The sequence below is a fragment of the Spiroplasma endosymbiont of Lasioglossum malachurum genome (assembly GCF_964020065.1).
In the GTDB taxonomy this organism is placed as follows: Bacteria; Bacillota_I; Bacilli_A; order Mycoplasmatales; family VBWQ01; genus Spiroplasma_E.
Genome location: NZ_OZ026534.1, coordinates 1153879 through 1167278, shown reverse-complemented (window position 1 = coordinate 1167278; position 13400 = coordinate 1153879). Strand labels below are relative to the sequence as shown.

Sequence of the window (13400 nt, the reverse complement as noted above, 5' to 3'; positions counted from 1 at the left end):
CTTTACAATTTAGCAAACAAAATTATTATGATATAATTTTTTAAAAATTGTTAAAAATTAAAATATTAGAAATTGGTGTTAACTTTTTATGAATAGCAACTATATTCCTTTTGAATTAGTATTAAAAAATATTATCTCATCATCTATCAATCAAAATTTAAATCATATTTATGAAACTATTGATAAAAATAAAAATGAAAAAAATACTGGTGATTTAGTTTCTGAAAAATGAGATTATCATTTTATTAATTATTTAGGACAACTAAGTCCAATTGGAAGTGGTACGCCTCCACAATTACCACCAAGAAATAAAATATAAATAAATATTACTAGTTAATATTATCTAAAATTTGAATAATAGTTTTAACTATCTTTGCAGCATTTTTTTCATTCTTAAGAACATGTAAATAATCTTTTAAATATTTAAAATTTTCTATATCATTTTCTATTTTTATAAATATTTCTTTAGCAGCATAACCAGTTGAAACTATAGGAATTATTATTTTATTTTTATTTCTAGCAATTTCAAATTCATTTAATACACCTTTTGATAAAACAATATTATTATTTTCATCCATTTTATTACCAAAAATAAATAGTACAATGTCTGCTTTATCTATTAACTGATTACGATATTCTGGTCAACTTTTTTTAAGTTGTTGCGGAAATGGTCATACATCAAGAATTTTATCCAAAACAATACTATTTTCTTTAGCATACTTAACAGCACCACTTACTATTTCATCACCAACGCCGATTCCAAATGCATTTATTATTTTCTTATTTTCTTTACATAAGAAATTTGATAAATCAAATACAAATTTTTTACTTTTCTTTATAGTACCAAATTCTTCATAATTATTAGCTATACCCGAAATAAAAATATTTCTCTTCAAATTATTATTAGTTGCAGAATTAAATATTTCTGCTTTTGAATCGCAATAATTGTTTAATAATAATGTTTTAAAATTAATGTTTTTAAAACAATTGTGACTTATAGAATTGAATAACTTACCATAAATTGTCAGAGAAAAAGAATCGTTTGAAAACCGTAATTCTGTTTCAGGAATAAATTTACTATATAAACTATTTTCTCCTATTGTTCCATCACCAACACCATAATATTTATCATTAATATCCAAATTAAGTGCAGTTAAATCAATTGCATAATAATATCATACTTTAGTGCTTATTTTTGAAGCATAATGAGTACCTAAAAAGTAAATAGGTGTATCTTTTGTTAAAAAATACCAGTTTCTTCTCTCATTTCATTATAAACTGTTTCCAAAGGATTATTATTTTCCACTCCACCAGTAATTGAACTATATTTACCCAACTTATTTTTATTAAATAAAGGATTACTCTCACATGTTTGCATAAAATAACGACTACCATCATCTTTAATTATAAATGGTAATATTGCAACACCTTTGTTATTACATCAAGGTTCTTCAACACCATGCATAAAGTCTACTTTAATTAATTTAACTCATTCTTTTTTCATATTTATTTTTTTTCCTTTATAACAAAATTATAACTCTTATAAATAAATATTTCTAATTAATTCTTATTATCATTTATTAATTTAATTAATTCTTGAGCCATAATATTATGTGCTCATTTATTAGGGTGAATGCTATCAAAAAAGAAATAATTATTAATATTTTCTTCATTAACACCTTCATTGAAATGAGGAACAATAATACCATTATTAATTATTTCACTAAAATCAGTAGTAACTGCTGCATCAATAATATTGTTATTAATATTCAAACTTTTAAACTTATTAATAGCATTTGTTATCGCTGCAAACATATCATATTTAATAATATTTTTTTTATTTTTATTTAATTCTTCAATAACACTATCTAACATTTTATTAAAATTAGTAGTTAAATTTAAAATACGTTCCTTATCTTTTTCTTTATTTTTAAATAAAGGGATAATACTCATATTAGGAACATTACATAATAAAATACGTTGAGCACCCTTATTTATCAATTTAGTTAAAGCATTTTTTATTAACTCAACTGCTTTATTAATAATTTCTTCTTGGTCGTTTAATAATGATTGTTTAAAAGCATATAAAATATCATTACCACCAAACTCTACTAAAATTATATCATTGCTATTAATATGATGCTGACTAATTAAAGCATCTACTTGATGAATAATATCAAAATGATTAATAACAAAACTTTCTACTGTTAATTCTTTTTTTCTACTAGCTAAAGCTCCACTAACTGCATAATTATTACCAATTTGCTCATCAGCAAATAAAAAAAGGTCAAATCTTCAAGCAGAAGTTAAATTTATATGCAAATAATCGGCAATAATTTGTGCTGCCACAGGACCATTAGAAAAAGAATTTTTATAAAATGGTGGTAACATTTTAACTATTTTAGGTATTTTTAAATGCTTAAAAAGATCTGTAAAACCACTTACTAATGCTCCTGTGTCTGATAAACTATCTCCTAGAACATAAAAATTACCTTTTATTTTTTCATTATCATTCATGACTTCTCCTTCTAACAATAAACTTAAACTGAAAATATCTTAACATAATTGATTTAGCTTGTCATAGTACAAAAAATAATTATGCTAAAAGTGGACATTATCATATTTAAATAATAGAATTTCCTCTTTGTTTATAATCTTTAATAATATTAATAGTAATTAATGTTGTCATTAAACAAGTAATACAACTAATAATATTTAAAACAACAGCAACAATAGTAATTTGATATGAAAAAACTTTATTATCATTAAATTGAGGTAAAAGCACAATAACACTAATAATTTCGCAACTTGTTCCAATAATACCTAAACAAAAACTAATAAAATCAAGCGAAATACTAAATTGATCTTTTCGATATAATTTCATATTTTGTTTTATCAAAGTTTTCTTTAATCTAATTAAACGGAACATTAAGAAAAAAGGTAGAAAAGCTAAAGTAAAACTAGTAATATCAAAAAAAATTGCAACAACAGTTATTCAAAGTGATGCTTTATCATTATCTCAAAAAGGTTGTAATGCTAAAATACTTAGAATTCCCAAAAAAATACCTATTAAACCAGTTTCAAAACTTATTAAATCCATTTTAAGAATTTTTTTATTAAACTTTAAAAAATATACTCTTTTTTCCAAAGTGACAAATCCTTTCATGTCTATATATAAGTAAGATTTTATCATATAAATGGAAATAATTTTCTCCAATTTTAGATTACAAATAAAAAGAATAACTATAGTTGTGTTATTAATCTATTGTTTGTTGAAATTTCAGTATTTTGTACATTAATTGAATTTATTTCCTTAACAAGAGAGACAATATTTTCTTTAAATAAATTAAGTCTTTGTCTTTTTTTTCTAATTTTTATTTCAACTTTATTCAAACTTTTTTTGATATTACAAATTTTTAATCCAATTTTATAAAGTTGCTCTTTTTGATTATTTAAAACAACTTTTTCACATTCTATTCTATTAACTAATCTTATTTCAAAATTATAATAACCAAAAATGAAAAACTTAACTAATTTACTTTTAAATTTAAAAATCTTACTTGTTTTCTATTTTTGAAAAACTTCTAATTTTTTAAGACTATTATTATGAAAATTTAAAATAATTTCTTGTTGATTATTAATTTTATATAATTTTTCTTTTAATTCTCATTTTTTACTACTTAATTTACAATTTAATTCTATTTTTAATGCTGTAATTTTATCAATAAGTTTACCCTTTTCCTTCTGTTTTTGTTCCTCACACATTAAAGTAAATTCAAGTAATTCAAACTCTAGTTCTTTATCTCATGGAAAAAAATTTTCTTTTTCAAACTTAAAAGAAAGAAATTCAAGTTCTTTTCTTTCATCATTAAATACTTCATCTTTTACTTTCACTAAAAATTTTTGCATTCATTGATACTGTTTTTCCATTATTTTTAAATTTTGCTAAATTGTAAAGGTAAGTGCAACTAAATTATTTTTCTATCCAAATATTCGATTGGTGAAAGATAATTTAATATTTTTCTCGGTCTTTGATTTAAAGACAATATAAATTTATGAACTTCATTTTTATTAGTTTTTGAAAAAATAAATTTTTTAGGAAATTTTTCTCTAATTAAACCATTAGTATTTTCATTAGTACCTCTTTGTCAAGGTGAATATGGATTGACAAAATAAATTTTTACATCTAAATTTTTTTCAAGTTGTTGTCAATTTGAAAATTCTTTGCCACGATCAAAAGTAATAGTTTTAACAATGTTTTTAGGAAGAATTGATAAATAATAACTGACATTTTTATTAATAACTTTAGTAGTTCTGTTTTTAGCTAATATTGCTAAAGTAAATCGTGATACTCTTTCAACTAAAGTTATTAAACATGATTTGCTTTTGCCTCTTGATGATACTATAGTATCTCCTTCTCAATGACCAAGTGTTATACGATCATTAACATTTATATCTCGTTCTTTAATTGATTTACCATTAAACTTGCCACGATTTTCTTTAGATTTTCGTTTTTTACCTTTTCTTCTTAAATTTTTACTAGTAACTTTATCAAGCATTCCAAAATAAATTCAAGTATAAATTGTTTTAAAACTAATAACTCACTCTTTATGAAAATTTTTAATTCTGCCATAAATTTGTTCAGGTGATCAACCTAATAGTAATTTTTGTTTTACATATTTTACTAAATTCTTATTTTTAAACTTATGAAAACTAATATGTGATTGTTTTCGATTTTCAGCTTTATTTTGTGCAATTAATGAAAAATAATGATTATTATCTTTATTTCTATTAATTTCTCGAATAATAGTACTAATACTTCGATTAAGATTTTTAACTATTTCACTAATTTTAAATTTAAATTTCAATTGATTCTCAATATAAATCCTTTCATCTATGCCAAGATGTTTATAACTCATATAAAAACTCCTTACTTTTTTCTAAACTAAATTTAGCATTATGAAATTTTTATATGAGAATTTTTTGCAATTTTATTTACTTGCACTTACAAGTATAATTCAGCAAGTAAAGAATATTTAATAGCAAGTGATGTTTTTTATCAGGTACATAATTCATTTTCACTTCTTTCAATGCAAAATATTGAGAGATATGTAAAAAGTAAAAATCCAGATAACATTTCTCCTCCTATTGGTTCAATTGCTGAAATTGATAATTTACTAAATGATAATTTTTCTGAGTTTGTTGGAATATATAAGTTATTACCAATTGAATTTCAGAGTAGACCAGTTTATATTGTTTCTAAATTATTAAATCTTTTAGATAACTTTAAAAAAATAGAAATGAATAAACTTTTAGGACAAGAAATTATTATTGATGAAGAACATATGGCAAAAGTTTATCTTTCTCTATTAAACTTTTCAGATTATGAAGGATCTTTTTCACAATTTGTATGATTAAGCAATGATTTAGAAATAAAATTATCAAAGTCTGTAAAAAATAGTAAAGAATTTAAAGTATATAAACAAGAATTAGAAGATTTAAGGGTTAAATTTTGAAAATCGTATGATTTTACTACATTAATTAATGAATTAGTAAATGTTTATTTTCCTAGTGAAAAACAAGAAATTTTACCTAAATTTAGTTTAGAAGAACACTTTTTATTAGAAGAACAAATATTACAAACTAATATTCTTAAAGACAATGATAGTCATAATATAGCAAAATTAAAACTTATGAAAGCTAATAATATATTAAAAACAAATCAGAAACTATCAGAAGGTTTTCAAAAAGAATTATCTGATGTATTTCAAATTTTAGAAGAAAGAGCAAAAATAAATTTAGGTAAATGAGAAGTTAATGATATTATTGCAGTTAAAAGTTTGGTTAATATTGATGCTATTAAAGAAAATGAATTAGTCTATTTTAAGGTTTTACAAAAAAATAGAGATAATTTTACTGTTATTATTCAATATTTAAATTCAAAAAAACATGAGACTATAAAATAAGAGATATTACAATTAATAATTGTAAATCATTTAATTTTACTTTTTCTAAAGAAAATCTAAACTTCCTAAGTCAAGAAGAAATCATTGATTCACAAACATTAATAAATGATTATATAACTTGAAAAGATAAAACAATACCAGAATATGTATTATTATTACTGGAAAAACTTAAAAAAATTAATGATCCAATTTTAGGTTTTGTAAAAGTTAATAACCAAAATTCTTTTAATTATTGAGAATGAGAAATTAATTTGCAAAAAATTAAAGAAAAATTATTAGAGATTATTGATAAAGAAATAATGAATGATAAGCAGTTAATAGAAGAAGGTCAATTGATACATTTAGAACATTTAAGAAATAATGAAGATTTAAGATATGTTATTTGTAATAATATTTTAACGTTTGATTTTACTGAAAATAGTAAAGAAAAAATTAAAAGTTTAAAAGAAAATGTAAATAAAACAAGTGTTATATTTGATATTAGTTATCATTCAAATTTTTTAGGTAATTATAAGAAACAAACATCTGCAATTAATTTTAAAATTAATAGAGATAGTTCAATTGCAAAAAAAAGATTAGCAGCCATAAAAGAAGAGGTTAGCAAGATAAGAAATTCAGTAGTAGTAGTTAATAGTAAGATCAGAACCGTAGCTAATGATTTACGTGACTTACACAATAGTATTCTTAATCTTTTACAAACTAAAAAACAAGAATGGGAAACATTAAGTAATCATACAAATTTAAATGTTCAATTTCAAAATCAACGAGTAATAGCAAAATTAAAATTAGATATTGAACAACTTAATGAACAATTAGTTAATATTAAAGATAAAATTTTTAAATTAAGTGCCCAAAAAGTAGAAAATTCATTGTTTTATAATGATTATATAACTTTTATTAGATATTATGATCGAGTTACCGAAGATACACCTTCAGATATGAAAAAATATTTGTATTGAGATAAAAACTATCAAATTATTAAAAATAAGTTAAAAATATATAGTGGTTATAATAATTTTGATGATTATAAAACAGTGTCTTTAAATAAAATTAATAATATTAAAGATATTGACATTGAAAATTGTAAAAAATCTTTAGTAGAATTATCAAAAACAAAATTTAAAAAACTTAGTTGATGACAGAAAATAATAAATAAAATATCTTGAACATGAAAAAAAACAAAAATAGCTATTAAGACAGTTAAAGAAAATAATACAAAAAATTTTGGAACTTTAATTGTAAATTTAAATGATAATAAAACATCAATAGATGAAATAAGCGTACCTTATCAAAGACAAAGTATACCAGAACTATTACCAACATCTGAGCCTTGAGATGAATGAATAATTGAAAAAAAACCTAAATTATCACGTTCAAATAGTACTGATAGTGCGATAAGTTCACTTTCTTCTGAATTTGAAGAAAATGATTATTCTATTATTGATATCGATAAAATATTAAGAGAACTTAATAGTTATAGTTTTCCACAGTATAGTGATTTAGAAAGCAGTACTGAATCATCTCGTCAAGAATTTAATCATTGTCTTACTAGAACAGCATCTAGTGATAGTGGCATTTGTTCTGGTCAGATTACTCCTAAACCAGTTAGTACAAATCCTTTTGATGATGAAAGCGATGATGAAGAACTTGCTGGTAATACTATTAATGAATCTAATAATTTAGTAAATACTGTACCATTACCATCTAAATCAACTTCAAAATTAAATTTTTCTTAATTGATAATTAATTTTATATTTTTCTTTATAATTTATATGATACGATGTAATCATATAAGTAAAAGAAACAGGTGTATATTATATGTTAACTGCTGGTATCGTTGGTTTACCTAATGTAGGTAAATCAACATTATTTAAAGCCATTACCAATTCACAAGTATTAATTGAAAATTATCCTTTCGCTACTATAAAACCAAATATTGGTAGCGTTCCAGTCAATGATTCAAAAATTTTAAATTTAATAAAAATCTTTAATCCACAAAAAGTTGTACCAACAATTTTAGAATTACATGATATTGCCGGACTTGTCAAAGGTGCTAGTAAAGGTGAAGGATTAGGTAATCAATTTCTTGCTAATATTAGAACAGTTGATGCAATATGCGAAGTTATTCGTTGTTTTGATGATATTAATGTTAGTCATGTTGAAAATAAAATTGATCCAATTAATGATTTTGAAATTATTGAATTGGAATTAATGTTAGCTGATCAAGAAGTAATAAGTAAACGAAAAGAAAAAGTTCGTAAAAAATCGCAAATAACTAGAGATAAACAAGGTATTGCTGAGGTAGCTTTATTAGAAAAAATTAATAATGAATTAAACAATGGTGTTGCTATTCGTAATCAAAAGTTAAGTTCAGAAGAATTACTAATGATTAAACCTTATAATTTTTTAACTGCTAAACCAATAATTGTTATTGCTAATATTAATGAAAAAGATTTAATAACTAAAACCAATAAATATGTTGAACAATTACAACAATATATGAGCAAAAAAAATATTACTGTAATTGTTGTTTGTGCTAAGACAGAATGTGAACTTTCTGAATTAGAAGCAGAAGAAAAAAAAGAAATGTTTAAAGAGTTAAATATTTTTGAATCAGGAATTGATCAAATTGTATTAGCAACTTATAAACTATTAAATTTAGGTACTTATTTTACTGTTGGATCCAAAGAAGTTCATGCTTGAACTTTTATTAAAGGAATGAAAGCACCAGAGTGTGCTGGTATCATTCATACAGATTTCATGAAAGGTTTTATTAGACTTAAAGTTTATAATTATCAAGATATAGAATTATTGGGTAGTGAAAAAAATGTTCAGGAAAAGGGAAAAATGAGAGTTGAAGGTAAAAATTATATAGTTGAAGATGGTGATATTTGTCATTTCCTTTTTAATGTTTAGTTTTAAGATAATATTAATTATAAAAAGGTTATAGTTTTGTTATAATTAATTTGAAAATATACTAGCAAGAAAGGAAAAAAATATTATGTTAAAAAGTAATTTACAAAATCCTGATTCTGACATTCAAGAAAACAATTATGTTCCAAATAAAAAAACTAAAAAGTTTGATGTTCTTAATAAAATAAAAGTTTCAAGGGCTTTACTTTTTTGATCACCAATTGTGCAAATTATTGGTAGTATTGCTTTTTTAATACTATTAATAGTTAATGCATTTGTTGGGCAAAAAATGGGGTTTGAATTTAGTAAACTGCAATTAGCTTTATCATTATCATATGTTGGAATTGCAATTTTAGTTAGTATTATTTGTTTTATGATACCAGCAAAGAAACTTAAAAAGAAATCTTCATTTAGAATTACTGCTATTTCAACATTAATATTATCAACATTAATGTTAAGCGGTAGTCTAGTTTTTTGATCAATACCAGTATTACTATTTTTTTCATTAATATCATTAATTGTATGAATATGTGAAGTAATAGCAGCGATTATTTTAATTTTAGTAGTTGAAGAATTGCCTAATGAAAAATAAAGTAGGTGAAAATAATGAAAATTAAAGATTTAGATAATATTAAAAACAAAGAAACATATTTTATTCCATATGAACAAAAGACTAAAAATGCATATTTTGTTTATTTGGCAATATCAATAGTTCTTTTTTTATCAGTTTTTATTTTTTCTTTATTTGCTGCTATTAATGTATCAAAATATAAATTATATAATGTAAAACTTACTGATTTTAATTATCCTATTTTGAATTTATTTTATGCTCCAATTGTTTGTTTAATTGCAATTACTGTAAGTATGATTTTATTAATATTTGCTCCTAGAGTTAGTATTGTCTCTTCAAAGTATAGCAGTAGAATGTTTTATACTGCTTTTTGATTATTAATTCTTAGTGTAATGTTAAGTTCAGAAGTACAATTAACTTATATTTCACAATCTGGAATATTATATAATGAAAATTATCATTGAATTAATCCAATTATTGCAAGAATATTTATTATTTTTAGTCTTTTTTTAATTTTGATTACACAACTATTTTTTTGAATTATGCGTAGAAAGTTTACATTTATGAACTCAGATTATGAAATTTATACTACTAGAAGTATGGAAAAAAAACAAAGACGAATTAGAAAACAAGAATTAAAAAAAATTAAAAAACAAGAAAAGGAATTTAGTAAAAAAACTTTGAATATTAAATAAGGGGGGCAGATTTATGAGAATTCGTAATTGGTGGTTTATTAGTTTTTATTTATTATTAAGCATATTTATTATTTATGAATTATTTTTTTTAATTGCTTTGTCAAAAAATACAGCTTTAAAAGATTTATATTATTATGGTTTTGAAATTGCAGAACCTTCACCAAGTTTTAATCCTTCAAGTTATACTGCAATTTATTATTTACCAGTAATAGGTTTAGTTGTAAGCAGTTTCGGTTTGATTAGTTGTATTTTTACGGCAAGAGTTTTTCTTGAAAAATCTCCTCGTTTTAAATTTGTATTTTTAGTTGTAAACTTTATAATTTTTGTTGTTGGATTTTTGATAAGTTTTTCTGGTCAATTGCTTTATTGTGAATGAAGTAATGATAGTGCACAAATAATACCTAATAGAGGAGGAACGATTGAAGTACCAAGCTTTTATTATAAAAATTGAGTTTCTTCAACTATTGTTTGATCAATTTTTGGTTTTTATTTTGCATTACTTGTTGCAGCAGTTATTTTATTACTTAAATTAAATTTAATTAATGTTCAAACATATCACTTTTATCGTCAACGTATTGAAGCAGCAATTGATTTTGAACCAGAATTAAAACAACCATTACCAAGTTCTAATGAATTTGATCCAAATGATACACAGACTATTACAATTTTTCTTGATGAAGAAGTAAATGAAAAATTACAATCTAAAACTAATCGTAAAAAAATAATGAAATCCTCTAAAAATAATAATAAAAAATTAAATTCTAAAAAAAGACTAATAAAGTAGAAAAAAAAGTTAATAAGATTAAAAAATCTTAAATTAAATAAAGATGGTGAAAATATGAAAATTCGTGTACGATATGCACCTAGTCCTACTGGGTATTTACATATTGGTGGTGCTAGAACAGCATTATTTAATTATTTATTTGCAAAAAATAACATAGGAGATTTTATAGTTAGAATTGAAGATACTGATTTAGAACGTAATATTGAAGATGGAATTAGTTCACAATTAGATAATTTACGTTGAATGGGAATAATTCCTGATGAAACTATTGATTTACCAGGTAAATATGGTCCTTATAAACAAACTGAACGTTTAAATATATATATTCAACATGCATTAATACTAATAAAAGAAAAAAAAGCATATTATTGTTTTTGTACACCTCAATATCTAGAAGAAATGCGTAAGAAACAAGCAGATAAAAATATTTTAGCTTTCCAGTATGATGGAACATGTTCAAAATTAGAGCAGTCTGTAATTGAAGAAAATTTACAAAATAAAATTTCATATGCTATTAGAGTTAAAATTCCCACTAATAAAAGTTATAAAATTAAAGATTTAGTTCGTGGTAATGTTGAATTTAATTCAGTAGATTTAGGAGATTATATTATTATTAAATCAAATGGAGTGGCTACTTATAATTTTGCTGTTGTTATTGATGATCATTTAATGGAAATAAGTCATGTTTTTCGTGGTGAAGAACATTTGTCAAATACACCAAAACAATTAGTTATTTATGAATATTTTAATTGGAAAATGCCAATTTTTGCCCACTTAACATTAATTGTTAATAATAAACGTAAAAAATTATCAAAACGTGATGGTAGCATTATCCAATTTATTCATCAATATCGTAAAGAAGGATATTTGCCAGAAGCAATTTTTAATTTTATTGCTTTATTAGGATGAAGTTCGCATGAAGAAAAAGAAATTTATACTAAAGAACAATTAATTAAATTATTTACCCCAAAATATTTAAGTAAAGCACCAAGTATGTTTGATCCAGAAAAATTAGTGTGAATGAATAATTATTATATTAAAAGATTAAATGTTGAACAATACTTAGCTTTAGTTACACCTTTTATTAAAGAAAAATATAATTGAAATAGCAAAACTATTGAATGATGAAAAGAAGTATTATTAATTTATCAATCACAGTTAGAATATGGTAGTCAAATTAATGAATTGGTAAGTTTATTTTTTAAAAATAATTTTAAGGTAGATATAGAAGCAAAGACTTTTTTGAATGATAATGAATGTAACTTAGTTTGTACAGCATTTATTAAAAAGATTATTGATTGTAAAAATTGAACTAGTGATAATATTAAAAACATTATTAATGAAGTTAAAAAAGAAACTAATGTTAACGGTAAATTATTATTTATGCCAATTAGAATTATTACAACAGGACAAATGCATGGACCTGATTTAGTTAGCACCATTAAACTATTAGGTTATGATACCATTATTAATAATGTTAAATTAAATTTTAAATGCTGAATTATACTTGTAAGTGCAAGTAAATAAAATTGCAAAAAATTCTCATATAAAAATTTCATAATGCTAAATTTAGTTTAGAAAAAAGTAAGGAGTTTTTATATGAGTTATAAACATCTTGGCATAGATGAAAGGATTTATATTGAGAATCAATTGAAATTTAAATTTAAAATTAGTGAAATAGCTAAAAATCTTAATCGAAGTATTAGTACTATTATTCGAGAAATTAATAGAAATAAAGATAATAATCATTATTTTTCATTAATTGCATAAAATAAAGCTGAAAATCGAAAACAATCACATATTAGTTTTCATAAGTTTAAAAATAAGAATTTAGTAAAATATGTACAACAAAAATTACTATTAGGTTGATCACCTGAACAAATTTATGGCAGAATTAAAAATTTTCATAAAGAGTGAGTTATTAGTTTTAAAACAATTTATACTTGAATTTATTTTGGAATGCTTGATAAAGTTACTAGTAAAAATTTAAGAAGAAAAGGTAAAAAACGAAAATCTAAAGAAAATCGTGGCAAGTTTAATGGTAAATCAATTAAAGAACGAGATATAAATGTTAATGATCGTATAACACTTGGTCATTGAGAAGGAGATACTATAGTATCATCAAGAGACAAAAGCAAATCATGTTTAATAACTTTAGTTGAAAGAGTATCACGATTTACTTTAGCAATATTAGTTAAAAACAGAACTACTAAAGTTATTAATAAAATGTCAGTTATTATTTATCAATTCTTCCTAAAAACATTGTTAAAACTATTACTTTTGATCATGGCAAAGAATTTTCAAATTGACAACAACTTGAAAAAAATTTAGATGTAAAAATTTATTTTGCCAATCCATATTCACCTTGACAAAGAGATACTAATGAAAATACTAATGGTTTAATTAGAGAAAAATTTCCTAAAAAATTTATTTTTTCAAAAACTAATAAAAATGAAGTTCATAAATTTATA

The 13400-nt window shown here is 22.5% G+C and carries 16 protein-coding genes; 10 read left to right on the top strand and 6 right to left on the bottom strand.

All coding sequences use genetic code 4. The annotated features are described in order from the left end of the window. Window positions 1-88: 88 nt before the first annotated feature. The gene (locus AACK95_RS06295; protein WP_338980027.1) at window positions 89-319 is read left to right on the top strand and encodes a hypothetical protein; all 231 of its coding nucleotides are present in this window, start codon (window positions 89-91) and stop codon (window positions 317-319) included. A 10-nt stretch (window positions 320-329) separates the two neighbouring features. Here AACK95_RS06295 and AACK95_RS06290 read toward each other — a convergent pair whose 3' ends face one another. From AACK95_RS06290 to AACK95_RS06265, 6 genes are all read right to left on the bottom strand, one after another. Further along, window positions 330-1142 (bottom strand): hypothetical protein, encoded by an 813-nt coding sequence (locus AACK95_RS06290; RefSeq protein WP_338980026.1) that lies wholly within the window; start codon window positions 1140-1142, stop codon window positions 330-332. Between the two features lie 98 nt (window positions 1143-1240). Further along, a complete protein-coding gene (locus tag AACK95_RS06285; RefSeq protein ID WP_338980024.1) occupies window positions 1241-1504 on the bottom strand; it encodes a hypothetical protein in 264 nt (87 codons plus the stop codon). A 56-nt stretch (window positions 1505-1560) separates the two neighbouring features. Beyond that, window positions 1561-2517, bottom strand: a complete 957-nt coding sequence (locus tag AACK95_RS06280; protein ID WP_338980022.1) for an SGNH/GDSL hydrolase family protein — start codon at window positions 2515-2517, stop codon at window positions 1561-1563. 106 nt (window positions 2518-2623) lie between these two features. Continuing rightward, on the bottom strand, window positions 2624-3166 hold the full coding sequence (locus AACK95_RS06275) for a hypothetical protein (RefSeq protein WP_338980021.1): 543 nt from the start codon (window positions 3164-3166) through the stop codon (window positions 2624-2626). Between the two features lie 401 nt (window positions 3167-3567). Then, the gene (locus AACK95_RS06270) at window positions 3568-3894 is read right to left on the bottom strand and encodes a hypothetical protein (RefSeq protein WP_338980020.1); all 327 of its coding nucleotides are present in this window, start codon (window positions 3892-3894) and stop codon (window positions 3568-3570) included. Window positions 3895-3968: 74 nt separating this feature from the next. Continuing rightward, entirely contained in the window at window positions 3969-4919 is a 951-nt protein-coding gene (locus tag AACK95_RS06265; protein ID WP_338980019.1) for an IS30 family transposase, read from the bottom strand. Window positions 4920-5090: 171 nt separating this feature from the next. Here AACK95_RS06265 and AACK95_RS06260 point away from each other — a divergent pair, with 171 nt between their 5' ends. From AACK95_RS06260 to AACK95_RS06220, 9 genes are all read left to right on the top strand, one after another. Then, window positions 5091-5966, top strand: a complete 876-nt coding sequence (locus AACK95_RS06260) for a hypothetical protein (RefSeq protein ID WP_338980018.1) — start codon at window positions 5091-5093, stop codon at window positions 5964-5966. Window positions 5967-6217: 251 nt separating this feature from the next. Beyond that, on the top strand, window positions 6218-7702 hold the full coding sequence (locus AACK95_RS06255; RefSeq protein ID WP_338980017.1) for a hypothetical protein: 1485 nt from the start codon (window positions 6218-6220) through the stop codon (window positions 7700-7702). Between the two features lie 82 nt (window positions 7703-7784). Then, window positions 7785-8882: a redox-regulated ATPase YchF gene (gene ychF, locus AACK95_RS06250; RefSeq protein WP_338980015.1), complete on the top strand. Its 1098-nt coding sequence runs from the start codon at window positions 7785-7787 to the stop codon at window positions 8880-8882. Between the two features lie 85 nt (window positions 8883-8967). Then, window positions 8968-9471 (top strand): hypothetical protein, encoded by a 504-nt coding sequence (locus AACK95_RS06245; protein WP_252319777.1) that lies wholly within the window; start codon window positions 8968-8970, stop codon window positions 9469-9471. 14 nt (window positions 9472-9485) lie between these two features. Further along, complete coding sequence (locus AACK95_RS06240; RefSeq protein WP_338980013.1) at window positions 9486-10145, top strand: hypothetical protein; 660 nt, start codon at window positions 9486-9488, stop codon at window positions 10143-10145. Window positions 10146-10242: 97 nt separating this feature from the next. Next, complete coding sequence (locus tag AACK95_RS06235) at window positions 10243-10929, top strand: hypothetical protein (protein ID WP_338980011.1); 687 nt, start codon at window positions 10243-10245, stop codon at window positions 10927-10929. A gap of 54 nt (window positions 10930-10983) precedes the next feature. Next, on the top strand, window positions 10984-12456 hold the full coding sequence (gltX, locus tag AACK95_RS06230; protein ID WP_338980010.1) for a glutamate--tRNA ligase: 1473 nt from the start codon (window positions 10984-10986) through the stop codon (window positions 12454-12456). 72 nt (window positions 12457-12528) lie between these two features. Beyond that, on the top strand, window positions 12529-12699 hold the full coding sequence (locus tag AACK95_RS06225; RefSeq protein ID WP_338980008.1) for a helix-turn-helix domain-containing protein: 171 nt from the start codon (window positions 12529-12531) through the stop codon (window positions 12697-12699). A 189-nt stretch (window positions 12700-12888) separates the two neighbouring features. Next, a complete protein-coding gene (locus tag AACK95_RS06220) occupies window positions 12889-13260 on the top strand; it encodes a hypothetical protein (RefSeq protein WP_338980006.1) in 372 nt (123 codons plus the stop codon). The last annotated feature ends 140 nt before the right edge of the window (window positions 13261-13400 follow it).